The sequence below is a fragment of the Clostridium algidicarnis genome, from assembly GCF_000703125.1.
Taxonomy (GTDB): Bacteria; Bacillota; Clostridia; order Clostridiales; family Clostridiaceae; genus Clostridium_L; species Clostridium_L algidicarnis.
The window spans coordinates 340,001-364,814 of the sequence record NZ_JNLN01000001.1 but is presented as its reverse complement, the minus strand read 5'-3'; the positions used below and the strand labels follow the sequence as shown (position 1 = coordinate 364,814).

The window sequence follows — 24,814 nt, the reverse complement described above, 5'->3', positions numbered from 1 at the left end:
TATGTGCCCGGAGTATTACCGGGCACATTTAGGATATATTATTTAGAATGGGGGATAAAAATGAGGCAATATATATTGAGAAGGCTTCTACAAATGATACCTGTAATAATAGGGGTATCTATAATTTTATTTACAGTATTTGCCTTGGCACCAGGGGATGCTGTAGATCATATTCAAAATCCTAAAATGAGTGAGGAAAAACAACAAGAGTTAAGGAAATTATACGGGTTAGAGGGAAGTATACCAAAGAGGTACATAAATTGGGCTTCTAAAGCTATAAAATTTGACTTTGGAAACTCAGTACAACACAAGAGACCGGTTAAAGCTGTAATTAACACCTATGTTTGGAACTCATTTTACCTATCTATGTCTTCATTTATAGTAAGTGTAATAATTGCGGTACCACTAGGAGTAATTTCAGCTACTAAACAATACTCGGGATTTGATATGTTCTTTACGGTATTTGCATTAATAGGAATTTCAATACCGTCATTTTTCTTTGGTATGTTACTTATAAAATGGTTTGCGGTAGATTTAAGATTATTCCCAGTGTCTGGAATGACGTCACTTGGAATATCCCAGACAGCAGGAGGGCATATTTTAGATGTTATGCATCATATGTTCTTACCGTTTATAGTTTTATCTTTAGGAAGCGTTGCATCACTTATGAGATATACGAGGACAAGTATGCTTGAAGTTATAAGACAGGACTATGTAAGAACAGCTAGATCTAAAGGACTTACTGAAAAGGTAGTTGTTTATAAGCATGCTCTTAGAAATGGTTTAATACCAGTTATAACTATATTAGGATTTTATCTTCCAAGTTTATTTGGTGGAGCTATTATAACAGAACAAATATTTGTTTGGCCTGGAATAGGTAAGGTTGCAATAGATGCTATTAATGGAAGGGACTATCAATTATTGATGGGATTTGAAATGCTTTTAGCTATACTAACCTTAGTGGGTAATTTAATTGCAGATATTACATATGCAATAGTAGACCCAAGAATCAGACTTAAGTAGGGGGTGGGGAAATGCCAGAGAATATTAAAAAAGATAATAATATACCAGTAGTTGAAAGAAAGGAAGAGATTGAAACTCCTTTTAAAACTATATGGAAAAGATTAAGAAAAAACAAGCTTGCTATGGCAGGGTTATTTATACTAGTAGCTATGGTTGTAGTCTGTGTATTTGGACCTTTCTTCACACAAGATCCAAACAAAGTAAACTATACAGATGGATTTTTAAAACCCTCTTCTAAGTACTGGTTTGGTACTGATATGCTTGGAAGAGATATATTTGCAAGGACGCTATCAGCAGGGAGAATATCTTTGTTTGTTGGTATAGCATCTGTTATTATTCAAGTGGTGATAGGAAGTATATTAGGAGCAGTAGCGGGTTATTATGGTGGAATAGTAGACACTATTATAATGAGAATAGTGGATATATTTATGAGTGTACCAACGTTACCAATTCTAATAGTGCTTGCAGCTATACTTTCAGATCTTGGTATAAGACCTGAAAGAAGGATATTCGTTGTTATGGCAGTTATAGGTATTCTAAGCTGGCCAGGACTTTGTCGTATGGTAAGAGGGCAAATATTATCTCTTAGAGAACAAGAATATATGGAAGCTGCAGAAGCTTTAGGGCTTACTGATTCAAGAAAGATGTTCAAGCATCTTTTACCAAATACAATACCTGTAATTATAGTAACTGCTACTCTTAGTTTAGGAGGAGCGATTCTATCAGAGTCAACACTAAGTTTCTTAGGACTTGGGGTTCAACCACCAACAGCATCTTGGGGTAATATGATACAGTCAGTTTATGATATGTATAATATTCAATATAGACCTTGGCTTTGGATGCCACCAGGAGTTGCTATATTCCTGACAGTTATGGCTATAAATTTATTTGGTGATGGTTTAAGAGACGCAATAGATCCTAAGTTAAAGAAATAGAGAGGTGATAGTGATGGCCAAAGATTTAGTAGAGTTTAAGAATTTAAAAACTTATTTTTATACAGAAGATGGCGTAGTTAAAGCGGTTAACGATGTTAGCTTTAAAATAAGAGAGGGAGAAACTGTAGGAATAGTTGGTGAATCAGGATGTGGTAAGTCAGTTACTTCAATGTCCTTGATGAGACTTATTCCAAGCCCTCCAGGAAAGATAGTAAGTGGAGACATATTGTTTGAAGGAAAGAGCATACTAGCTTTAAGTGAGGCAGAAATGAGAGAAATAAGAGGCAATAAAATGTCTGTTATATTCCAAGAACCTATGACCTCTTTAAACCCTGTATTCACTGTAGGCTTTCAAATATCTGAAGCAGTTATACTTCATCAAAAGTTGAGCAAAGAAGAAGCGAGACAAAAAGCTATTGAAATGGTAAAGCTTGTTGGTATTCCAAGAGCTGAAAAGATTGTAGATTCATACCCACATGAACTTAGTGGTGGTATGAGGCAAAGAGTAATGATAGCTATGGCATTATCTTGTAATCCAAAGTTACTTATTGCTGATGAGCCAACTACAGCTCTTGACGTTACAATTCAAGCTCAAATATTAGATCTTATGAGAAATATAAAAGAAAAGTTAAATACCTCAATAATGCTTATAACACATGACCTTGGGGTTATAGCTGAAATGGCAGATTATGTTGTAGTTATGTATGCTGGAAAAGTAGTAGAGGAAGCTGATGTTAAAACTTTATTTGCAAAACCTATGCATCCATATACTACAGGACTTTTAAAATCAAAGCCAGCTTTGAATCAAGAAGATAAAAGATTATATTCTATACCAGGACAAGTTCCTAATCCTATTGGAATGCCGGATAACTGTTACTTCTGTGAGAGATGTGAAAAAGCAATGGACATATGCAGAAAGAAGATTCCACCATTAGTTGAAATCGAGCCAGGACATAAAGTAGCATGTTGGCTTTATGAGGAGGAGAAATAGATGTCAGAAACAATTTTAAAGGTTGAAAACCTAAAAAAGTATTTCCCTATTAAAGCAGGAGTATTTTCGAAAACAGTTGGACAGGTAAAGGCAGTAGATAATGTTTCTTTTGAAATTAAAAAAGGTGAAACATTCGGACTAGTTGGTGAATCAGGATGTGGAAAAAGTACTACAGGTAGAACTATCCTTAGGTTATTAGAAAAAACTGATGGAAAAGTTATATTTGAAAATAAAGACCTTAATGAGCTTACAAAAAAGGAAATGAGAGGGTTAAGACCTAAAATGCAGATTATATTCCAAGATCCTTATAGCTCCTTAAATCCAAGAATGACTATAGGAGATATAGTTGGTGAGGCTATGCTTCAACATGGTCTTTGTTCAAAATCAGAAATTAGTGACAAGGTGGTAGAAACTTTAAAGATTTGTGGACTTGCTCCTTATCATATAAGAAGATATCCTCATGAATTTTCAGGGGGACAAAGACAAAGAATTGGTATAGCAAGAGCACTTATAATGAATCCTGAGTTTATAGTTGCAGATGAGCCAGTATCAGCTCTTGACGTTTCAATACAATCACAAATAATAAACTTAATGATGGACTCACAAGAGAAGAACGGTTTCTCATATTTATTTATATCTCATGACTTAAGTGTTGTTAAACATATATCTCATAAAGTTGGAGTTATGTATTTAGGATCCTTAATAGAGGTTGCTCCTAAAACTAAATTATATGAAAATCCTCTTCACCCATATACTCAGGCACTGCTTTCAGCGGTACCTATACCAGACCCTACATTAAGAAGAGATAGAATAATATTAAAAGGGGATATTCCAAGTCCTGCAAATCCACCATCTGGATGTAAGTTCCATACAAGATGTCCTTATGCTATGGACGTATGCAGTAAAGAAATTCCTGAATTTAAAAATGTGGGAGATGAGCATTTTGTTGCTTGTCACCTTGTAAAATAACATATAAGATTTTAGAGCATCTATGGTTTAAATCCATAGATGCTTTTTAAAAATTTTAATACTTTAATATTATGTAGTATTTAATTATATATTGTGATAATATTAATATAAATTTAACTCTTAGGAGGAATTGAGATGTTTTTAAATAATAATCAAGAAGGTCTTGAGGGACTTACTTTTAGGCCTGACGAAAAACTAGAAAATGAACCAAAGATAAAGCAGGAAAAGATTTCAGCGAAGGATATATGGGCAATAATTTTAGCACAGTACTCAATATTAATCCCTATAGCATTAATATCAAGTGCTATTTTTGGAGTATTACTTTTCTTAATAACAAGGCTTATGAGATAATATTTTTAATGTGTATAAACTAGAAATTTTAATTTTAAAATTCTAGTTTTTTTATTTTTAGTAATAATAAGATTTACTGTTTAGATAGAATAAAAATTAAGTAAATGGTAGAATTTATTATAAGAAGAGTATTAATAAAGCTAGGAGTGAAATTTATGAATAAACCGCTAAGTTTAGATTTAAAAAATATTAAAGATTACATAGAAGATAAAGAAATAGAGGCTATAGAAAATGAAGTACAGCTTGCACATAAAACACTTCATAATGCCACAGGTCTTGGGTCAGAATTTTTAGGATGGCTTGACCTTCCGGTAAATTATGATAAAGAAGAGTTTAAGAGAATAAAAGAAGCTGCTAAAAAGATTAGAAAGAATTCAGAAGTTTTATTAGTAATAGGCATTGGAGGATCCTACCTTGGTGCTAGAGCTGCTATTGAAATGTTAAATCATAGTTTTTATAACATCTTAAATAATGATCAAAGAAATTCCCCAGCTATATTTTTTGTGGGTAACAATATAAGCTCTACATATATGATAGATCTTTTAGAAGCTATAAAAGATAAGGATATTTCTATAAATATAATTTCAAAATCAGGAACCACCACAGAACCAGCTATTGCATTTAGAATATTTAAAGATCTTTTAGAAAAGAAATACGGAAAAGAAGAAGCAAGAAAAAGGATATTTGCTACCACAGATAAAGAAAAAGGTGCACTTAAATCTTTATCAGACAAAGAAGGGTATGAAACTTTTGTTATACCTGATAATGTAGGCGGTAGATTTTCTGTCTTAACTGCTGTAGGGCTACTGCCTATTGCAACCTCTGGAGTAGACATAGATAGTATTATGAAGGGCTCAGAAAAGGCTATGGAAGACTTTGCCCATGATGACTTAAAGAAAAACAATTGTTATCAATATGCAGCAGTTAGAAATCTTCTTTATAGAAAAGAAAAAAACATAGAAATTATGGTGAATTATGAACCATCTCTTCATTATTTTTCAGAGTGGTGGAAACAGCTATATGGGGAAAGTGAAGGTAAAGATAATAAAGGTATATTCCCAGCAGCAGTAGACTTTTCCACAGACTTACATTCTATGGGACAATACATTCAAGATGGCAGAAGAAACTTATTTGAAACTGTATTAAATGTAGAAAAACCAAGAAAAGAAATAATTATAGAAAAGAACAAAGAAGATATAGATGGATTAAATTTTTTAGCAGGAAAAACCATGAACTTTGTTAATAATAAGGCATTTCAAGGAACCCTTTTAGCCCATAGTGATGGAGGAGTACCTAATATAATAATAAATATTTCTGAAATATCTCCATTTAACTTTGGATACATGGTTTATTTCTTTGAGAAGGCTTGTGCCATAAGTGGATATATATTAGGAATTAATCCCTTCAATCAGCCAGGTGTGGAAGCTTATAAGAAAAATATGTTCGCTTTACTAGGAAAACCTGGGTTTGAAGATTTAAAGGATGAACTTGAAAAGAGATTGGAAGATTAATGAGGATTATTGTGGATGGAGACTCCTGTCCGTCTAGAGATATAATAGAGAAGGCTGCAAAAGAGCTTTCAATAGAGATGGATATATTTTGTGATTTAAATCATCATATAACAAGTGATTATAGTAATGTTATATATATGGACAGTGGATTTCAAAGTGTAGACATGGCTATATTTAACCATGTAAAAAGCGAAGATATAGTTGTAACAGGGGACTTTGGTGTGGCCTCTATGGTTATAGGTAAAAATGCTTATGCTGTATCTCCAAAAGGATATGTGTTTACTGAAAAAAATATAGATAGACTGCTTTTTGAAAGACATATATCTCAAAAGATAAGAAGATCTGGAGGTAAGACTAAAGGTCCAAAGAAGAGACTGGAAGAAGATGACGTAAGGCTTTATAATAGTATTATAACTATTGTTAAAGAGTTTATGAAATGAAAATAAAATTTATAAATATAATATAAGGGTTTTAAAGAAAAAAATAAGATCTACAAAAGTAAATATTAAAAAGATACCCAGAATTTAAATTCTGGGTATCTTTTTTAATCTCCTGGCTTAAATCTTTTTGAGTGGTAACCTTCCATTGGTATTTCGGGTAGAAAGTTGGTATTGTCTATCATTTCAACTAGTGGAGCACCATTAATATTATTTACATACAAATTCAAGCTTTTAAGAGTACCGTTATGAGGGTTGGTTTTTAGTAAGGTATCCAAATTATCGTCATTTATATTCATAAAGTAGGGATAAATCCCTTCACCTCCTTTATTGTTATTTTTACCATTAATTTTCTTCTTATACCGTCAAAAATCTTCCTTTACTCAAATAATTTGGTGAACGAATATAGTAATAAAAAGAAGGAATGTTATTACATAATATGGAATAGGAATATGTAGAAATGAAATTATATTTAACTAAAAGGAGAGAGTAATATGGAAATTAATTTTAATTTAAGTAGCCCTCAAAGAAAGGGTGAGAATATAGAAATTACTGTTGACTCAAAAAAAGAAGACTTATTATATAAATTTTTCATTGGATTAGATGGTATTTGGCATACTCTTCAAGATTTTAGTAAATCAGATACCTATAAATGGATTCCAAAAAAAGATGGGAAATATGTATTAATGGTTCAGGGTAAAGATAAAGATAGTAAGAAATCTTTTGATTATGTGACTAGGGCAGATTACATAGTTGGAATAGAAGATGAGAATATTATAAAGGAGATATTACTTGATAAAGAGGAATATTTAATAGGAGATAAAATCAATTTATCTGTGGATGCCTATAAAACTAACCTGCTTTTTAAATACTGGTTAAAAATTAATGATGGCTGGGAATTAATGAAAAATTATTCCCCACAAGACACATTAAGTTTTACAGCAAATACTCCAGGTTTTTATGATATTTTAATAGAATGTAAAGAAGTAGACTCTAAAAATAACTTTGATGATTTTAAAAAGATTAGTTTTAATATAAAGAATATTGATCCTGTAGAAATAAAGGATTTTAAATGTGTAACCCCTGATATAATGGTAGGAGAAGAACTTATATTTAAGATAAATTCAAATAGCAATGAAGAAAGGATGCTTATATATAAATTTTTTAAAATAGATTCTAAAGGCAATATAAAGTGTATACAGGATTATTCCACCAAAAATATAGTTTCTTATATAGAAACTATAAAAGGGAAATATAAACTTCTTTGTTTTGTAAAAGATATGTATTCTAATAGAGAATATGATGATAGGGCGGTAATAAGTTATGAGGTAGAACCTTATAAAAAGATAAAAATAAAAGAATTAATAGCAGATCTTAGTTCGCCACAGTTATCAGGTACTGAGATAAGCTTTAAGACTATTGTAGAAGGAGGTAAAAATTTATTATACAGATTTATTGTAGAGGGAACTTATAGTGAAGATACTGGGTACTCAAGAGAAGATAGTTTGTTATGGAAGTGTAGTAAAGATGGTGACTATGTTATTAAAGCTATGGTAAAAGATATAAGCTTTGAAGATGAGTATGAAGATATAAAGGAAATGGAATATTCTATAAGTAAGAAAGCTAAAAATCCTGTAATAATAAAAGATGTATCTGTGGATAAAAAGAAAGATATTATAGTAAACAAGCCAGTAAAAATAAAAGTAAAGGCTGAAGGTGGGCTAGAATTAAAATATTCTTTTATAGTATATTTATTAGATAAAGAAGTAGAAACTATAGAATATGGAGATTGTAACTCAGTTAACTTTACCCCCATGGTTCCAGGAGAATATTGTATAGAGGTCAGAGTTAAAGATAAATACTCAAATAAAGAATATGATTGTCATTGGATTTTAACACTTAATGTAAATGAATATGTGAAAGGGAATATAGAATATGTTTTAATTAATCCTAAAGAATATTATATGGTAGGAGATACTATTGATTTAGAAGTTGTATCAGAAAATACTAAAGATACACTAATTAAGTATATATTAAAGGTGGATGGACATTTAATTGAGGAAACTAGCTTTGTTAAAAATAAGAAGTATATATTTAAACCTAAATGTAGGGGAAGTTATTTAATAGAAATTCAAGGAAAGAGTGTGCATTGTGAAAAAGGATATGATAGTAAAAAGCAGGTTAAAATAAAAGTTCATGATGCCTTACCTGTTATGAATACTAAACTTTTTATAGATAATACTAATATTCATATAAATGAACCTGTGGTTTTAAGAGTTGAAAATGAAGGAGGAATAGATGTAAGTTATGAATTTTATATTATGGAACAAGGGGAATGGAGAAAAGCACAAAGTTATAGCAAAAAAGATTATTATGCCTTTATACCTTTTGTACAAGGAAAATATAAGATTTTAGTTTTAACTAAAAGTAATTACAAAAATTGCTCCTATGAGGATTATGATATTTTTGAGTTTGAGACCTATGAAGAAATGGCAACAGTTCAATCTTTAGTTGACTATGCTCTTTAAAAAAATTACAATAGAGATATATATAATAAATAGGTGGTGATTTTTTGGAGATAAAGTCAGCGGAAAATGTAATGAAGCTTCAGCTAATGACTCAAATGATGAAAGGTGCATTTAAAGAAGACTCTATTGCTTTTCAAATGGTGTTAGAAACCATGGCTAAGGCTATGAGTGATGAACAGAGTAGTAATGATTTATTAGAATCTCTTGGACTAGAAGAGGCGGATCTAAGTCAGTTAGGTTATATGAAGGGACAACGTTTAAATACAAAAGATTTTAAAGATGAATTTATTTCAAGCCCTATAGGTAAAGATTTAAGATCAAATAATATGATAATTGAAGAATCAATAAAAGAAGCATCTAAAAAATATGGGATAGATGAAAAACTAATAAGAGCCATAATAAAGCAAGAATCAAATTTTGATCCGAAGGCCAAGTCTTGGGCTGGTGCAATGGGCCTTATGCAACTTATGCCTGAAAATGTAAAGGAAGAAGGCGTAAAAAACCCTTATGATATAAAAGAAAATATATATGCAGGTACAAGACACTTTAAAAAGTACCTAGATCAATTTAAAACTTTGGAAATGGCATTATCAGCTTATAATGCAGGGCCGGGAACTATGGCTAGAAGAGGCGTAGATAGTATAGAAAAGGCAGATAGGCTTCCTCTAGAAACTCAGAACTATATTAAAAAGGTTATGGGATATTATAAGGCATAGTATAAAAGTGAGTATATATATATTCACTTTTTTCAATAATAACTTTTTAATAGAAGAACTTATCCAGGGGCGTAGCAGCCGTAATCCCCACCTTGAAGAGGATAGGGGTGTTACGGATGGTAGCCATCGGATAAATAACAAAATAAAGTACAAATAATGAAGTTTAATTTAAATAAAGGATGGTATTATGGAAAGATTAGATAAGATACTTTCAAACCTAGGATATGGTAGCAGGAAGGACATAAAGTCTTTAATTAAAAAAGGAAATATTATGATAGATAAAGAGGTTGCAAAAGATAATAGTATTCAAATAGATCCAAACAAGTCTATTATTGAAATAAATGGACAGGAGATATTCTACAGAAAATATATATATCTTATGATGAATAAACCAAAGGATGTAATCTCAGCAACCTTTGATAAATATGATGAGACAGTAATAGATCTATTAGAACCTGATTACATAACTTTTGAGCCTTTTACAGTAGGAAGACTTGATAAAGATACAGTGGGACTTATTCTTATAACTAACGATGGGGAACTTAATCATAAATTAATATCTCCTAAGTGGAATGTGGAAAAGGTTTATTATGCAAAAATCAATAAAGAAGTAGATGAAAAAGATATAAAAATGTTTGAAGAGGGAATAGTTATAGATGATGGATATAAATGTTTACCAGCAAAATTAAAAATAATATCTTCATCTAAAGAGGGCTCAGAAATAGAACTTACAATACAAGAAGGAAAATTTCATCAAGTAAAAAGGATGTTTGAAGCATTGGATAAAGCAGTTACTTATTTAAGAAGAACAAGGTTTGGACCTATTTTATTAGATGAAAATTTAAATGAGGGAGAATACCGAGAACTTTCTGACGAGGAGATAGAATCATTATATTCATGTGCTAAAAAATAGATAGAGATAAACAAAATTCTTTTAGCATTTATAAGATGTATAAGAGATCCCAATATATACAGCAAAAGGTATTATTATTAATAAAATTATATATAAATTAAAATAATACTAAATGCATAGAATATAGAATGTTTAATGTGATAGTAAGATAAAAGTTACAATTTTATTTTAAAAACACCTTGCAATATTAAAAAAAGTTTAATATAATAGTTGTGCAAGGATGAATAAAAAGTATTAATAACCCCCTTTTTATTTATAAAAGCACAGCCTTTCCCCAAGGGTTGTGCTTTTATTTTTTAAAAATATATTTAGATTTAAACTATGATTTTAAAATAAAATATAAACTTGTGGCTTATTTAGCGTATAAATGGTAGAATAGATATAAGAGCATAGGATATAAACTTATATTTGAAGGAACAGATTAAAAATAATTAATATCTGTTTATTGCTATAAATTAAAGAGAGAACATATAATCTTATTTTATTGTGCTTATATGTTATACTAGGATGGGTGACTTTGGCTTATTCTTTTGAGTTTATATTTTTTATATAAACTTTTTTTATTTACAGGAGGTAATTAATATGGAATTAAAAGAACTTTTAAACAAAGAGCAATATGAAGCGGCTACAACAATAGAAGGACCTTTGTTAATATTAGCAGGAGCAGGATCTGGTAAGACTAGAGTTTTGACATACAGGATAGCGCACATGGTAGAAGATTTAAATATATACCCATCTCAGATTTTGGCTATAACATTTACTAATAAAGCAGGTCAAGAAATGAGAGAAAGAGTGAAGTCTCTAATTGGAGAAACAGCAGACAATATGTGGATATCAACCTTCCACTCTAGCTGCGTTAGAATTTTAAGAAGAGAAATAGATAAGTTAGGATACAAAAAAAGTTTTACTATCTATGACAGCTATGACCAAAAGTCTTTGGTTAAACAATGCATGGAAGAATTAGATATTAATGATAAAGATATTACAGAAAATGAGATAATAAGCAAGATAGGGAAAGCTAAAGATAATCTAGTTACAGCATCAACTTATAAGAGAGAAAATGAAAGTAACTTTAGAGAAAATAAGATAGCTGAGATTTATGAACTTTATCAACGTAAATTAAAAAATAATAATGCTTTAGATTTCGATGATTTAATATTCAAAACTGTAGAGTTATTTAATTCATATCCTGATGTATTAGAGTTTTATCAAAAGAAGTTTAAATATATAATGGTAGATGAGTACCAAGATACAAATAAGTGTCAATACGAATTTGTAAGATTACTTGCTAAAGAAAGTAGAAATATTTGTGTAGTTGGTGATGATGATCAGTGTATTTATGAGTGGAGAGGTGCAGATATTAGAAATATCTTGGACTTTGAAAAGGATTATCCAGATGCTAAAGTTATAAAACTTGAAGAAAACTATAGATCTATGGAAAATATATTAGAAGCAGCTAACACAGTAATAAGCAATAATAGCGAGAGAAAAAACAAGGTTTTGAGAACTTCCAATGAAAAGGGAGAAAAACTTAAGGTATATAGGGCTTACTCTGATATGGATGAAGCACAGTTTATTTCATCTGAAATAAAGAGAATGATGAAAGAAGAAGAAAAGACTTATAAAGATTTTGCAATACTTTATAGAACTAATGCACAGTCACGTATATTTGAAGATATTTTTATGCGCGCAGATATACCTTATAGAATAATTGGTGGATTAAAGTTCTATGATAGAAAAGAAATAAAAGATATAATGGCTTATTTAAAATTTATAAATAACCCAGAAGATGAAGTAAGTTTAAGAAGAATCATAAATGTACCTAAAAGAAATATTGGAGATACAACATGTTCTAAGCTTCAGGAATTTTCTGTTTCTATAGAAGATGATTTATATAATGTTATGGTAGATGCTAAAAGTATACCAGGATTAACGCAAAGAAATATAAATGCTATACTTAAGTTTACATCTTTAATGGATGATCTTATTGATATGAAAGAGCAGCTATCAGTTTCTAAGTTTATAGAGTATATACTTAATGAAAGTGGTTATATTAAGGAATTAGAAAAAACTAATAACCCTGAGGATAAAAGTAGAGTAGAAAACTTAAAAGAATTGGTTTCAGCAGCTGTAGACTTTGAAAGAAGCTCAGAGGATAAAACCCTTTCAGCATTTTTAGAAAAGACTACTCTTGTATCAGATATAGATAATTTTGATAGAGAAGCAGATACATTGGTACTTATGACTGTTCATAGTGCAAAGGGATTGGAGTTTCCTGTAGTATTCATGGTGGGTATGGAAAATGGAATATTCCCTGGTAATGCATCTTTAAATGATCCAAAAGAAATGGAAGAGTCAAGGAGACTTTGTTATGTTGGTATAACAAGAGCTAAAGAAAAGCTATATATGACATCAGCAGAGGTTAGAAGAGTATTTGGAAGAGCGGTTAGTTATAGTCAATCTGACTTTATAGATGAAATAAATCCAGAACTTGTAGAGCATATTAAGGTGAAGACATTAAGAGAACCTAGAAAAAGAACAAAAGCAAAAGCGGAGTATAATCCTCATAGTTTAAGAGCAGATTATAGTGAGGAATCTTTTACTAAGGCATTAAATAGAATGGAAGAAAAGATACAAAAGGGTACCGGTGAATTACTTACAAAAAAAGAAGCAACCATTGGTAGGAAGATAGAGCATTCAAGATTTGGAGTAGGTACTATAATAAATACTCTAGAAGAAGAGGATGATTTAAAAATAACTATAGCATTTGATAATATGGGAGTAAAACAATTTATACTTAGTTTAACCCCTTTACAATTATTGTAATACTTTAAAAGATAGTTATAAGGAGTGAAGCTTTTGGATATGAATGAAAATAAAATTATAGACCTTATTGAAGAGCTTAATAGATATGCTTATGAGTATTATGTTCTTAATAATATTTCAATTAGTGATAAAGAATATGATAAAAAGTATGATGAATTAGTAAGACTTGAAAAAGAAACTGGAATCATACTCCCCTATTCTCCAACTCAAAGAGTTGGAGATATGGTTTTACCCCAATTTAATAAATATGTCCATAAAGCTTCTTTATGGAGCCTTGATAAAGCTCAAAGTATCGAAACATTAAAAGAATGGCATAAAAGGAACATAAAGATAGTAGAAAGTTATAATCAAACTGCAAGTATTCCCTTGCCAAAGTTAACCTATGTTTTAACCAAAAAATTTGATGGTCTTACTATTAATTGCACCTATAATGAAGATGGAGTATTAATTAAGGTAGCTACAAGAGGAACAGGAATTGTAGGGGAAGATGTTACAGCTCAAGCTAAAACAATAAAAAGCCTTCCGCTAAAGATACCTTATGATAGTACCATAGAAATCCATGGTGAGGCCGTAATGACTAGAAAGGCTTTTAATAAATATAATGAAAGCGCTAAGGTACCCCTAAAAAATTTAAGAAATGGTGCTGCAGGTGCTCTTAGAAATTTAAATGTTAAAGAAACTGAAAGACGGAATCTTTCTGCATTTTTTTATGATATAGGATATAACGAAGGAAGACCTTTTGAAACCTATGTTGATATGCTTAATTTTATTAGAGATATGGGGTTTTATTTAGATAGCTATATGAAAGTATGCAGTACTGTAGAAGAAATAGAAGAAGAAATAAAATACATAGATAATATACGATTAGATTTAGAATATGATATTGATGGTGTTGTAATTGCCATAAATGATATTAGAACAAGAGAACTTTTGGGGTATACTGTAAAGTTTCCAAAATGGGCTATAGCATTTAAATTTGAGGCAGAGGAAGCAACAACTAAACTTTTATCTGTGGAATGGAATATAGGAAGAAGTGGGAGAGTTAGTCCTACTGCATTGTTAGAACCTGTAGAGCTTGCTGGAGCAACAGTAAGACGTGCTACTTTAAATAATATGGACGATATAAATAGAAAAAAGGTTAGAATTGGATCCAATGTTCTTGTAAGAAGATCAAATGATGTTATACCTGAAATAATGGGGGTTACTTTAGAAAATACTAAAGATACCTTAGAAATTGTTCCGCCAACTAATTGTCCTTGGTGCAATAGTAAACTTATATTGGTAGGAGCTCATTATTTTTGTGAAAACAGTTTATCTTGCAAGCCACAAATGGTTAAAAGCTTAGTACATTATGCTAGCAGAGAGGCCATGAATATACAAGGATTTAGTGAAAAGACTGCAGAACAATTATTTGAAAAGTTGAATGTAAAGTCCATACCAGATTTATATAGAGTTAAGAAAGAAGAATTATTAACTTTGGAGGGATTTGCTAAGAAAAAGGCTCAAAATCTTTTAAATGCAATAGAAAGTAGTAAAGATTGTGATCTTTCAGCATTTATATATGCCTTAAGTATTCCAAACGTTGGAATAAAGACGGCAAAGGATTTAGTAAGTAAATTAAAAACTTTAGAAAATATAAGAAATGCAAGTTTTGAGGAACTTACTGCTGTAGAGGATGTAGGGGACATAGTTGCACAAAATATATTGAAGTTTTTTTCTGATGAAAAAATTAATGAAAGCATACAAGAATTATTTATGCTTGGTATTTCACCTAAATATGAAGAAAAAGATATAAAGGCTAACATTTTTGAAGATAAAACAATTGTAGTTACTGGGTCCTTAGAAAACTATACTAGGTTAAGTATAAAAGAAAAGCTAGAATCATTAGGTGCAACAGTATCTGGTAGTGTAAGTAAAAAAACTGATTATGTTATAGTTGGTGAAGAAGCTGGATCAAAATATGATAAGGCTAAAGAACTGAATTTAAAAATACTTACAGAAGAGGACTTTGAATCTATGCTAAAATAGAAAGTATTCTTTTACTGGAGGAATAAATATGAAAAAGGCAATAGATTATCTATGTTGGGGATTTGTAGCTATTACCATAGTAGTTATGACGCTTACTGTAATATCCACCTATCAATACATATATATAGCATACTTTAATAATTACTATATGGTAGAAGTGTTTTTAGCAATAACTATGTTACTTTGGTCTATAAAGTTTTTAACATGGGGTGAACTACCTAAAAGAAAACTATACTCTTTTTTCTGCTTTTTTGTAGCTTCGGCAGCTATATTTTTTAGAGTATCACAGGTATTTTAAGTTAAGAATCTTTGAAATAAACCATAAATAAGATAAGTGGAATATGAATTTTTACATATTAAATCTATTTAATAAGTTTAATGAAAAATGCCTTTTTCTGTATCTAGCTGAGATTAGATACAGAAAGAGGCATTTTATATGTAGATTTATTTAGAATATAGAAGAATTAAATTTTGCTTGTATCTTTGTTTTTGTCTTTATATTTACATTCATCTTTATTTGTATCGTTATATTCATCAAATAATTTATTACAAGTTTCTTTATCTTTTTTTGACGCTATCATATATATATTTTGAGTCATTTTTTCCATAAGATAATTTTTATATTTTAATTGGGACAATATCTTATTAATCATGATAAAAGATAGTACACTAACAGATGATAAAATAATCATTGTGATGATACCTATAATTTCTATTGTAAGCAGCATTCATAAAACCTCCAAAGTTTAATTTTCATAACTTTTATAAATAATTATATCACACCACATACTCTATAGTACATATAATAATATAATAATAATATTTTGGAGTTAATATGGAACTGATATATAAAGTATATTATAAGTTAAATAAAAAATTAATAAACAATGAAAAAGAATATTTAAAATCTATAGATATAGATAAAATATATGATTCTATTATAAAAGAATGCTGGAAGTATTCTATTCAATATGAATTAATTCTTAAAAATAAATATGTTTTAGAAATTATGTTGTATGGAAAGAGATGCAATAGGTTATTAAAATTTCATAAAAGCACATATGTTACATATGAAGATTATTTAAGCTTTTTATATAAGTGTAATAATGTAAATATAGACAAGGCTTATTATATATCCACCGGTTTTTTTAAAAAAGAAGTTATCAATGCTAATCATTATGAAAAGTTGCCTTTTAAAATAATTTTAGAAGATAACGTTAGATTTATATCAAAACAAATGATGATGAATTCAAAACACAAAGATCGATTAAGCAGAAATTATATAAGGTTTTATGGATATATACCGGATTGAAATATGATTAAAAGTTATAAATTAGGTAATAATATATAATAGATTAATTATAATAAAGGTGTATATAGGAGCTAAATATTATGATAAAAAGAATGTTCTTGTTTGTTTTTATAGCTATCACGTTAATATTTTCAGGATGTATCCAAAAAAAAGATGCACCTATTGAGGATGAGAGAGACAATGTAATTATAGGTATGCAATCCATTCCTAAAGGATTAGATTCTGAAGATACATATAATTCTAGAGAGGAAGACATAATTTGTGCTATTTTCGATGGATTAGTTGAAAAAAATGATAATGGTGAGATAAAAGGTGCCCTTGCAAAAGAATGGAGTATAAGTGAAGATGGGCTTAGTTATACATTCATTCTAAAAGAGGATATAACATGGAGCGATGGAAAGCAGATTGAAGCAAAACATTTTGTAGAACTATTTAGACAAATACTTAGTCCAAGCGAAGACAGTAAAAATATTTCAGAGCTATATAGCATTTTTGGAGCAGAAGACTATAACAAGGGTAAAAAGCCTCAGGGAGAAGTAGCTATTATATCAACAGATAAGAAAACACTTCAAATAAGATTAAATTATAGAAATGACAAATTATTAGATACTCTTTCTAAGCCTAGATACAGACTTAGAAAAGACTTTGAAGTATTAAAATCATGGAAAGAAAATTATAAGCAGATAGTTTATACAGGAGCATATAAAATTACAGATTTAAAAGAAAAAGACGGAGAAAATACAATTGTTTTAAAAAAGAATAATAACTATCATGATAAAGACAGTATTTTGACTGAAGAAATTATTTTAGATAATGTAGCAAATTCAGAAATGGGTATGGCAAAGTTTGATACAAATCAAATAGATGTATTTTTTTCCCCACCTATAAGTGAAATAGATAGATTAAAGTCCACAGAAAATATTATATATATAACTCTTCAAGATTTTAATTCTATAATATTTAATTTTAAGAGTCCCTTTGCTTCGAAAATAGATTTTAGAAAAGCTATTGAAGAAGCTCTCCTAGCATCATTAGATGAAACTAAAGTTAGTGAAAAGTTTAATTTAAACCTTGCTAAAGGAGAAATATTTAATGATTCTAGTACAAAAGTAGTATTTTCAAATGAAAATAAAGATATTAATCTTAGATATGATCTGTTTTCTGCTAATAGTAAAATAAAGGATTTGGTAACTGAACAAAATAATAAAACTCTAAACATATTATGTGTAGATAATGAAAAAAATAAATTGTTAATTGAATCATTAAAAGATATCATAGAAAAAGAATTTAATATAAAAAGTACAATTTATTATTATAAAGATAAAGATATAGAAAATGAGTTAACTAAAGAAAACTATGATATGGCATTAGTAGAATATACTCATATTGGAACTAAAGAAAGTTTTTTGAGGTCTTGGTACAATACCCATGGTAAAGAAGTGAACTATAACAGCGAACTTTTAGATAAAGGTTTAATTAAGATAAAAGGTGAAAATAATAATCTAATAAAAGAAAATTTAATAAAGGGAATGGAATTAGAATTAAAAAAGGACTTACCCCTAATACCTATTGCTAATAACAATTTATTTATATGTAAAAACAATAACATTGAAGGTATATATATGGATGGAAATGAAAATATAATTATTAAAAATATAACTAAAAGTACAGATTTAAATGAAGAACTAAAAGAAAAAGAGTTTTAGATAAATAAAAGATTATCTAAAACTCTTTTTTAAAAATTACGAAACTAAGAAGATGCTTATTAACTGTTAGAGAGGTAAATCATGTAAAGTAAACATTGGAAATACTTTGTTGAATCAAATACTTGCTTATTTATAGTGAATTCATCTTTTTTAATATTATATTTTATATCCTTTATTATAACAGGGGCAACACCAGAGGTTTCAGGAGTAGGTAAAGTAGGAAGTTTAAAATAAATTTCATCTATTAAATCTTCTGATTTTAAAGTGTGATTTTTATATCTTTCTATACTATTTATATTAGGAGGTTCTGGCCAGCTACATACTATACCTGAATTTATAATATATTTTCTATAAATATATTCAAACTTAGCATTACTCTTTTCATCATTAGAAAATTTGTTTTTAAATACTAAAGCTAAAATATAAAAACAAATTTCATAAGAATTATAATCTATGTCTTTTTTAGAAGAATTTTTTAGTAAAACAAATTTTTCTTCATCACATAAATTAATTAATTCTTTGTAGATATCTTTACTAAAGTCTTCATATTTTGAAATTCCTGTAGTGTGATTAAACAGTATAGAGGTAATAAAAATTAATGAAGTATTTGAGATAGAGGTTGAATTATTTAAATTTCCTAACTCATCATGGATTAAATCCATAATATCAATGGTTAAAAGTAAAACATCATTATTATTATTATCAAATTTTAAGTAAATATTTAGTAGAGATAATATGTTTATCTTTTCGTGAAGAGACACGTTGTAGATCTCGTCTTTATATCTTAAAATCATGTCTAAAATATCCTTAGAAAAATTATAATATTCATCTGAATCTTCAGTTTTAGAAATTATACTATAAATAGCATAACAATTCATCATTAAGATTTGGTTGGAATATTTAAACTTTTTATTTTTAATTTCAAAATTTAATTCTTTTGTTATTGGGTCTGAAATATCTTTCTTATCTACAAACAGCCCTTCTTCATTTCTAAGATAAGAAGAATAAAAGTTTAATTGATGTTTTACTAGATTAATATAGATATTATATAAGCCATAAAGTTCTTTATCTAAATCCTTGAATTTTTCATAATAATTAGCAAGTTCTAATAAACATAAAGTTAAGTACCCATTACTAGATATATTAACTTCTTTTTTAAAACTATCTTCATCCCAAAATACATTGTTTTTGTGAGTTAAAAGTTTAATATTAGATCGTTTATAGATACATAAAAGTGGAGAACTTTCTTTAAATGTGTTAATATCGAAGTTGGAAAATGTTTTGATTTTAAGTTCTTTTAGGGGTATATTAATACCAAATTTAGAGTTTAAAACTATATGTTTTGTAGATTCTTTTGCAAAATAAAATAGTTGACTTTCTATCATTTCTTTTGATAAATTATTTAGTCTTAGAAATGGACCGATATATTTCAAAATCTTCACCTCATAAAATAATCCTTATATAAAGGATATGTGATGAAAAGATAAAAAGTGCTAAATAATCTATAATTAAAGGGAAAATTTTATATATGATGGCTTATTTTATAGTCAGTAAAGATTAAATGAAAAATAAATGGTAACAATTAGGATGCGTAATATTGTAAATACTTTGTATTTAATATTTCAAAGAGAATATTTTAAGTTGAAAAGTTATAAAAGTGGAGGTAATAATGTGAGGATAGACGGAAGAAAAAACGATCAGATAAGACCGGTTAAGATTATAAGAAATTATACTAAATATGCTGAAGGATCAGTATTTATAGAGGTTGGAGATACTAAGGTTTTGTGTAATGCTTCAATTGAAGATAAAGTCCCTCCGTTTTTAAAAGGTAAGGGAGAAGGGTGGATAACCTGTGAGTATAATATGCTGCCAAGATCCACTGAAGTAAGAAAAACAAGAGATATATCTAGATTGAAAATAGACGGGAGAACTATGGAAATACAAAGACTTATAGGTAGAGCTTTAAGATCTGTAGTAGACCTTAAATTAATAGGTGAAAAGACTATATGGATAGATTGTGATGTTATTCAAGCAGATGGGGGAACTAGAACTACGGCTATTAATGGAGCGTTTATAGCTATAGTAGATGCTATAAATAAAATACATAAGGAACGTCCATTTAAAGTTTATCCCATTAGAAACTTTTTAACAGCTGTAAGTGTAGGTATATTTGAGAATGAAAAAATATTAGATTTATGCTACAAAGAAGATTGCAAGGCAAATGTAGATATGAATGTTGTAATGACTGAAGAAGGTGAATTTGTTGAGATACAAGGAACGGGAGAAAAAAATCCATTTTCAAGAAAAGATTTAGATGAGTTGCTTCATTTAGCTGAAAAAGGCTCAAAACAAATGATAAATATTCAAAAAGATATTTTAAAAATGGATTGTCTTTGGATAGGTACTGGTAAATAGTTTAGGTATATATTAAAAATGGTTAGTTTTATTTTTAGATAGGAGTAGATAAAGTGAAAGATATTATATTAGCAACTAATAATGAACATAAAGTAAAAGAATTTAAAGATATATTAAAAAATCTACCTGTTAATATTTATTCATTAAAAGAAGTTAATGTAGAGGTAGATGTAGAAGAAACAGGTACTACATTTATAGAAAATTCTAAGATAAAGGTTCAATCTATATATTATATTTTAAAAGAGAGAAATAGAAAAGACTTTATTATATTAGCAGATGATTCTGGACTTGTGGTAGAGTATTTAAATGGTGAGCCAGGAATATATTCAGCAAGATATGCAGGAGAACATGGAAACTCAGAAGAAAACAATAAAAAGCTTTTGTCAAAATTAAAAGGTGTGCCATATGAAAATAGAAAAGCAAAATTCGTAAGCGCTATTGCATTAATGGATGATGAGGCCAGATTTACAGTGGTAGAAGGTGAGGCTTATGGATATATTATAGAGGATTATAGAGGTGGTAAAGGCTTTGGATATGATCCTTTATTCTACTTTACAGGAAAAGATAAGACTTTTGCTGAAATGAGTGAAGAAGAAAAGAATGGTTTAAGTCATAGGGGTAAAGCTTTGAAAAAATTAAAAATAGAAATAGAAAAATTAGTAGAACTATAATTTATGTTGGATTCAGATTGTAGCTGTTAAAGGAGATGCAGAAAGTTTGTTAGTAGCAATTATAAGTGACACGCATAGAGACTATGAAGTATTAAATAAGATAATTCATAAAGTTAAGACCTGCGATTATATACTTCACCTTGGAGATAATATAGAGGATCTAAAATACATAGAGGATAGAACTAATAATAAAAAGATAATATGTATGGGTGTTAAGGGAAATTGTGATTATTCTAATATTGTACCTAGTGAGAGAATTGTTGATATAGCGGGGCATAAGATATTTATGACTCATGGGCATAATTATGGAGTTAAAATTGATACCTGGAATATTAGGCGAAGAGCTTTTGAATTAAATTGTAAAATATGTTTATATGGTCATACTCATGTTTTTGGAATAAGTGAAAAAAATGGTGGTTATTTAATAAACCCTGGTAGTCCATCAATTTCTAGAGATGGGAAGAGAGGCTTTGTTATTATGGAAATAAGAGGAGAAGATGTAAGACCGTATTTTGTAGATATTTAATAAAATATACTTAGATTGGAAATTGTAGACTTCATATTATTAATTTAATTATATGAAAATATAGTTTCTAGTATAAAATTATATGTCTATAAGTATTAAGGTATAGCCATTCTATCCATATTTATATGTTGTAAAAATAAAAATGAATAAAAAAACAATAAAAAACTATTGACGTATTAAAAGATATCGTGTAGAATAAATTATGTTGCGTGAGAACATATTTCTTTAAGTGCAACGGGGTGTAGCGCAGATGGGAGCGCGCGTGGTTTGGGACCATGAGGTCGCAGGTTCAATCCCTGTCACCCCGACCATTTATGCGGGTATAACTCAATGGTAGAGTGCTAGCCTTCCAAGCTAGTTACGAGAGTTCGATTCTCTCTACCCGCTCCAATAGTTTCATGTAAATATGAAACTATAAATATAACTTGCGTCTTTAGCTCAGCTGGATAGAGCAACGCCCTTCTAAGGCGTGGGCCAGGGGTTCAAATCCCTTAAGACGCACCATTGTGGTGGACGTAGTTCAGTTGGTAGAGCGCCAGATTGTGGTTCTGGTTGTCGTGGGTTCGAGTCCCATCGTCCACCCCATAAAAAGATGGGGTGTCGCCAAGTGGTAAGGCAATGGACTTTGACTCCATTATGCGTAGGTTCAAATCCTGCCATCCCAGCCAAATGGTTTACTAGCTCAGTTGGTAGAGCACATGACTTTTAATCATGGTGTCCGGGGTTCGATTCCCCGGTAAGCCACCAAAAAAATAAATATGCAGGTGTGGCGGAATTGGCAGACGCACTAGACTTAGGATCTAGCGCTTCACGGCGTGCAGGTTCAACTCCTGTCACCTGCACCATTTAAAACTAAATAAGCGGGAGTGGCTCAGTGGTAGAGCGTCACCTTGCCAAGGTGAACGTCGTGGGTTCGAATCCCATCTTCCGCTCCATATGCGGGTATAACTCAATGGTAGAGTGCTAGCCTTCCAAGCTAGTTACGAGAGTTCGATTCTCTCTACCCGCTCCAATGGTTTTATATATGTAATTAAAATATAAAGCTGAAACTAATATGCGTCTTTAGCTCAGCTGGATAGAGCAACGCCCTTCTAAGGCGTGGGCCAGGGGTTCAAATCCCTTAAGACGCACCATAAGTGCCATTAGCTCAGTTGGTAGAGCACCTGACTCTTAATCAGGGTGCCCAGGGTTCGAATCCCTGATGGCGCACCAATTTATCGGGGTGTAGCGCAGATGGGAGCGCGCGTGGTTTGGGACCATGAGGTCGCAGGTTCAATCCCTGTCACCCCGACCATTTATGCGGGTATAACTCAATGGTAGAGTGCTAGCCTTCCAAGCTAGTTACGAGAGTTCGATTCTCTCTACCCGCTCCAAAAATACTTGCAATATTATAGTTTATATATTATAATAAATAATTGTAGAGTATATATGCGTTTTTAGCTCAGCTGGATAGAGCAACGCCCTTCTAAGGCGTGGGCCAGGGGTTCAAATCCCTTAAGACGCACCATAGGTGCCATTAGCTCAGTTGGTAGAGCACCTGACTCTTAATCAGGGTGCCCAGGGTTCGAATCCCTGATGGCGCACCAAAATTTGTGGTGGACGTAGTTCAGTTGGTAGAGCGCCAGATTGTGGTTCTGGTTGTCGTGGGTTCGAGTCCCATCGTCCACCCCATAACAAAAAAAATGGGGTGTCGCCAAGTGGTAAGGCAATGGACTTTGACTCCATTATGCGTAGGTTCAAATCCTGCCATCCCAGCCAAATGGTTTACTAGCTCAGTTGGTAGAGCACATGACTTTTAATCATGGTGTCCGGGGTTCGATTCCCCGGTAAGCCACCAAAAAAATAAATATGCAGGTGTGGCGGAATTGGCAGACGCACTAGACTTAGGATCTAGCGCTTCACGGCGTGCAGGTTCAACTCCTGTCACCTGCACCATTTAAAACTAAATAAGCGGGAGTGGCTCAGTGGTAGAGCGTCACCTTGCCAAGGTGAACGTCGTGGGTTCGAATCCCATCTTCCGCTCCATATGCGGGTATAACTCAATGGTAGAGTGCTAGCCTTCCAAGCTAGTTACGAGAGTTCGATTCTCTCTACCCGCTCCAAAAAAAGTTAGTTTAAATACTAACTTTTTTTTATAAAAACAATTAAAATCTACAAAAAGATGTAATATGTATCTGCGCTCATAGCTCAGCTGGATAGAGCGTTGGACTTCGAATCCAAATGCCGGGGGTTCAAATCCCTTTGGGCGCACCAAGACCTATTAAATAAGCCATTTGATTGAAAAATTGAATGACTTATTTTTTATATTCCCACACTATTCCCACATTAAAAATGAAAAAAATCTTGGTTACATACTGATTTTAAAACCTTACCTAGCGTATCAATATGTAAAAAGTTAAGGAAAATTTATTATTTTAAAGTTTAATAGAGATAAATCTTTTAAATTGTTTATTATACTTGTACTTATTATTACTTTTTTGATAGAATATATATTGTTACTTAAGAAATGAAATCAAGTGATTCTTAGACACAGGTGGAGTTTGCTTATAAGGAATACATCTCTCCATCTGAGTCTTAGAAGAACTTATCCAGGGGCGTAGCAGCCGTCATCCCCCACCTTGAAGAGGATAGGGGTGTTACGGATGGTAGCCATCGGATAAAAACAAAGAAAACTAAGTGAAAAAATATATTGACATTAAATTAAAATCATGATAAACTTACAAAGTCGCTTCATTAAAGAAGCACATTGATCTTTGAAAATTGAACAGAAAAGATATATAAAGACCAGCAATTCTTTTGAATTATGTAATTGAGTAGATTAAACTTACTTAGAGAATTCAGATTCAGATATTCTGAAAATGGAAACTCACTCAGCAAAGCTGAGAAGTAAAAGTCTATACCAAATCCTAGATTTGGGATATACTTTTAAATTGAGAGTTTGATCCTGGCTCAGGAC

21 protein-coding genes, 22 tRNA genes and 1 rRNA gene (1 of these 44 only partly in view) are annotated in these 24,814 nt (G+C 30.4%); 41 read left to right on the top strand and 3 right to left on the bottom strand.

Annotated features, from left to right (window positions below):
• Positions 1-60 precede the first annotated feature (60 nt).
• From BV55_RS0101840 to BV55_RS0101810, 7 genes are all read left to right on the top strand, one after another.
• The gene (locus BV55_RS0101840; protein WP_029451006.1) at positions 61-1,023 is read left to right on the top strand and encodes an ABC transporter permease; all 963 of its coding nucleotides are present in this window, start codon (positions 61-63) and stop codon (positions 1,021-1,023) included.
• 11 nt (positions 1,024-1,034) lie between these two features.
• Positions 1,035-1,958: an oligopeptide ABC transporter permease gene (opp4C, locus tag BV55_RS0101835; protein WP_157469585.1), complete on the top strand. Its 924-nt coding sequence runs from the start codon at positions 1,035-1,037 to the stop codon at positions 1,956-1,958.
• A gap of 13 nt (positions 1,959-1,971) precedes the next feature.
• Entirely contained in the window at positions 1,972-2,949 is a 978-nt protein-coding gene (locus BV55_RS0101830; protein WP_029451004.1) for an ABC transporter ATP-binding protein, read from the top strand.
• Positions 2,950-3,918 carry an ABC transporter ATP-binding protein gene (locus BV55_RS0101825; protein ID WP_029451003.1) on the top strand — a complete coding sequence of 323 codons (969 nt, stop codon included), beginning with the start codon at positions 2,950-2,952 and terminating at the stop codon, positions 3,916-3,918.
• A 135-nt stretch (positions 3,919-4,053) separates the two neighbouring features.
• The gene (locus BV55_RS0101820; RefSeq protein WP_029451002.1) at positions 4,054-4,269 is read left to right on the top strand and encodes a hypothetical protein; all 216 of its coding nucleotides are present in this window, start codon (positions 4,054-4,056) and stop codon (positions 4,267-4,269) included.
• A 155-nt stretch (positions 4,270-4,424) separates the two neighbouring features.
• On the top strand, positions 4,425-5,780 hold the full coding sequence (locus BV55_RS0101815; RefSeq protein WP_029451001.1) for a glucose-6-phosphate isomerase: 1,356 nt from the start codon (positions 4,425-4,427) through the stop codon (positions 5,778-5,780).
• A complete protein-coding gene (locus BV55_RS0101810) occupies positions 5,780-6,220 on the top strand; it encodes a YaiI/YqxD family protein (RefSeq protein WP_029451000.1) in 441 nt (146 codons plus the stop codon). Before BV55_RS0101815 ends, BV55_RS0101810 begins: the two co-directional genes overlap by 1 nt.
• A 104-nt stretch (positions 6,221-6,324) precedes the next feature.
• Here BV55_RS0101810 and BV55_RS0101805 read toward each other — a convergent pair whose 3' ends face one another.
• Positions 6,325-6,516 (bottom strand): hypothetical protein, encoded by a 192-nt coding sequence (locus BV55_RS0101805; protein WP_029450999.1) that lies wholly within the window; start codon positions 6,514-6,516, stop codon positions 6,325-6,327.
• 195 nt (positions 6,517-6,711) lie between these two features.
• Here BV55_RS0101805 and BV55_RS0101800 point away from each other — a divergent pair, with 195 nt between their 5' ends.
• From BV55_RS0101800 to BV55_RS0101775, 6 genes are all read left to right on the top strand, one after another.
• Positions 6,712-8,745 (top strand): triple tyrosine motif-containing protein, encoded by a 2,034-nt coding sequence (locus BV55_RS0101800; protein WP_029450998.1) that lies wholly within the window; start codon positions 6,712-6,714, stop codon positions 8,743-8,745.
• A 44-nt stretch (positions 8,746-8,789) separates the two neighbouring features.
• Positions 8,790-9,461, top strand: coding sequence for a lytic transglycosylase domain-containing protein (locus tag BV55_RS0101795; RefSeq protein ID WP_029450997.1), 672 nt, complete (start codon positions 8,790-8,792; stop codon positions 9,459-9,461).
• Positions 9,462-9,648: 187 nt separating this feature from the next.
• On the top strand, positions 9,649-10,374 hold the full coding sequence (locus BV55_RS0101790; RefSeq protein ID WP_029450995.1) for a pseudouridine synthase: 726 nt from the start codon (positions 9,649-9,651) through the stop codon (positions 10,372-10,374).
• A gap of 582 nt (positions 10,375-10,956) precedes the next feature.
• Positions 10,957-13,200, top strand: a complete 2,244-nt coding sequence (pcrA, locus tag BV55_RS0101785) for a DNA helicase PcrA (protein WP_029450994.1) — start codon at positions 10,957-10,959, stop codon at positions 13,198-13,200.
• Between the two features lie 39 nt (positions 13,201-13,239).
• Entirely contained in the window at positions 13,240-15,228 is a 1,989-nt protein-coding gene (ligA, locus tag BV55_RS0101780; RefSeq protein WP_029450993.1) for an NAD-dependent DNA ligase LigA, read from the top strand.
• A 28-nt stretch (positions 15,229-15,256) separates the two neighbouring features.
• The gene (locus tag BV55_RS0101775) at positions 15,257-15,526 is read left to right on the top strand and encodes a hypothetical protein (RefSeq protein ID WP_029450992.1); all 270 of its coding nucleotides are present in this window, start codon (positions 15,257-15,259) and stop codon (positions 15,524-15,526) included.
• Positions 15,527-15,692: 166 nt separating this feature from the next.
• Here the strand turns inward: BV55_RS0101775 and BV55_RS14735 are convergent, their stop codons facing one another.
• Positions 15,693-15,956: a hypothetical protein gene (locus BV55_RS14735; protein ID WP_035794207.1), complete on the bottom strand. Its 264-nt coding sequence runs from the start codon at positions 15,954-15,956 to the stop codon at positions 15,693-15,695.
• Positions 15,957-16,063: 107 nt separating this feature from the next.
• Here BV55_RS14735 and BV55_RS0101765 point away from each other — a divergent pair, with 107 nt between their 5' ends.
• Together BV55_RS0101765 and BV55_RS0101760 are read left to right on the top strand one after the other, a co-directional pair.
• Complete coding sequence (locus BV55_RS0101765; RefSeq protein WP_029450991.1) at positions 16,064-16,540, top strand: hypothetical protein; 477 nt, start codon at positions 16,064-16,066, stop codon at positions 16,538-16,540.
• An 80-nt stretch (positions 16,541-16,620) separates the two neighbouring features.
• Positions 16,621-18,246, top strand: a complete 1,626-nt coding sequence (locus BV55_RS0101760) for an ABC transporter substrate-binding protein (protein WP_029450990.1) — start codon at positions 16,621-16,623, stop codon at positions 18,244-18,246.
• A gap of 59 nt (positions 18,247-18,305) precedes the next feature.
• On the opposite strand, the gene BV55_RS0101755 is transcribed toward BV55_RS0101760, so the two are convergent.
• Entirely contained in the window at positions 18,306-19,679 is a 1,374-nt protein-coding gene (locus BV55_RS0101755; protein ID WP_051652364.1) for a hypothetical protein, read from the bottom strand.
• A 238-nt stretch (positions 19,680-19,917) separates the two neighbouring features.
• Here BV55_RS0101755 and rph point away from each other — a divergent pair, with 238 nt between their 5' ends.
• From rph to BV55_RS0101625, 26 genes are all read left to right on the top strand, one after another.
• Complete coding sequence (gene rph, locus BV55_RS0101750; protein ID WP_029450987.1) at positions 19,918-20,661, top strand: ribonuclease PH; 744 nt, start codon at positions 19,918-19,920, stop codon at positions 20,659-20,661.
• 53 nt (positions 20,662-20,714) lie between these two features.
• On the top strand, positions 20,715-21,332 hold the full coding sequence (locus tag BV55_RS0101745; RefSeq protein ID WP_029450986.1) for an XTP/dITP diphosphatase: 618 nt from the start codon (positions 20,715-20,717) through the stop codon (positions 21,330-21,332).
• A 46-nt stretch (positions 21,333-21,378) separates the two neighbouring features.
• Complete coding sequence (locus BV55_RS0101740) at positions 21,379-21,858, top strand: YfcE family phosphodiesterase (protein ID WP_029450984.1); 480 nt, start codon at positions 21,379-21,381, stop codon at positions 21,856-21,858.
• 235 nt (positions 21,859-22,093) lie between these two features.
• Positions 22,094-22,169, top strand: a tRNA-Pro gene (locus BV55_RS0101735).
• A gap of 5 nt (positions 22,170-22,174) precedes the next feature.
• Positions 22,175-22,248, top strand: a tRNA-Gly gene (locus BV55_RS0101730).
• A gap of 37 nt (positions 22,249-22,285) precedes the next feature.
• Positions 22,286-22,362, top strand: a tRNA-Arg gene (locus BV55_RS0101725).
• A gap of 5 nt (positions 22,363-22,367) precedes the next feature.
• A tRNA-His gene (locus tag BV55_RS0101720) sits at positions 22,368-22,443 on the top strand.
• An 8-nt stretch (positions 22,444-22,451) separates the two neighbouring features.
• Positions 22,452-22,526, top strand: a tRNA-Gln gene (locus BV55_RS0101715).
• A 3-nt stretch (positions 22,527-22,529) separates the two neighbouring features.
• A tRNA-Lys gene (locus BV55_RS0101710) sits at positions 22,530-22,605 on the top strand.
• Positions 22,606-22,618: 13 nt separating this feature from the next.
• Positions 22,619-22,703, top strand: a tRNA-Leu gene (locus tag BV55_RS0101705).
• 15 nt (positions 22,704-22,718) lie between these two features.
• Positions 22,719-22,793: transfer RNA gene (locus tag BV55_RS0101700), tRNA-Gly, on the top strand.
• A gap of 3 nt (positions 22,794-22,796) precedes the next feature.
• Positions 22,797-22,870 (top strand) — tRNA-Gly (locus tag BV55_RS0101695).
• A 44-nt stretch (positions 22,871-22,914) separates the two neighbouring features.
• Positions 22,915-22,991: transfer RNA gene (locus tag BV55_RS0101690), tRNA-Arg, on the top strand.
• Between the two features lie 3 nt (positions 22,992-22,994).
• Positions 22,995-23,070 (top strand) — tRNA-Lys (locus tag BV55_RS0101685).
• 6 nt (positions 23,071-23,076) lie between these two features.
• Positions 23,077-23,152, top strand: a tRNA-Pro gene (locus tag BV55_RS0101680).
• A 5-nt stretch (positions 23,153-23,157) separates the two neighbouring features.
• Positions 23,158-23,231: transfer RNA gene (locus BV55_RS0101675), tRNA-Gly, on the top strand.
• A gap of 57 nt (positions 23,232-23,288) precedes the next feature.
• Positions 23,289-23,365, top strand: a tRNA-Arg gene (locus BV55_RS0101670).
• Between the two features lie 3 nt (positions 23,366-23,368).
• Positions 23,369-23,444: transfer RNA gene (locus BV55_RS0101665), tRNA-Lys, on the top strand.
• 9 nt (positions 23,445-23,453) lie between these two features.
• Positions 23,454-23,529 (top strand) — tRNA-His (locus tag BV55_RS0101660).
• A 12-nt stretch (positions 23,530-23,541) separates the two neighbouring features.
• Positions 23,542-23,616 (top strand) — tRNA-Gln (locus BV55_RS0101655).
• Between the two features lie 3 nt (positions 23,617-23,619).
• Positions 23,620-23,695 (top strand) — tRNA-Lys (locus tag BV55_RS0101650).
• A 13-nt stretch (positions 23,696-23,708) separates the two neighbouring features.
• Positions 23,709-23,793, top strand: a tRNA-Leu gene (locus BV55_RS0101645).
• 15 nt (positions 23,794-23,808) lie between these two features.
• A tRNA-Gly gene (locus tag BV55_RS0101640) sits at positions 23,809-23,883 on the top strand.
• A gap of 3 nt (positions 23,884-23,886) precedes the next feature.
• A tRNA-Gly gene (locus BV55_RS0101635) sits at positions 23,887-23,960 on the top strand.
• Between the two features lie 74 nt (positions 23,961-24,034).
• A tRNA-Arg gene (locus tag BV55_RS0101630) sits at positions 24,035-24,111 on the top strand.
• 673 nt (positions 24,112-24,784) lie between these two features.
• A 16S ribosomal RNA gene (locus BV55_RS0101625) occupies positions 24,785-24,814 on the top strand (it continues 1,482 nt past the right edge of the window).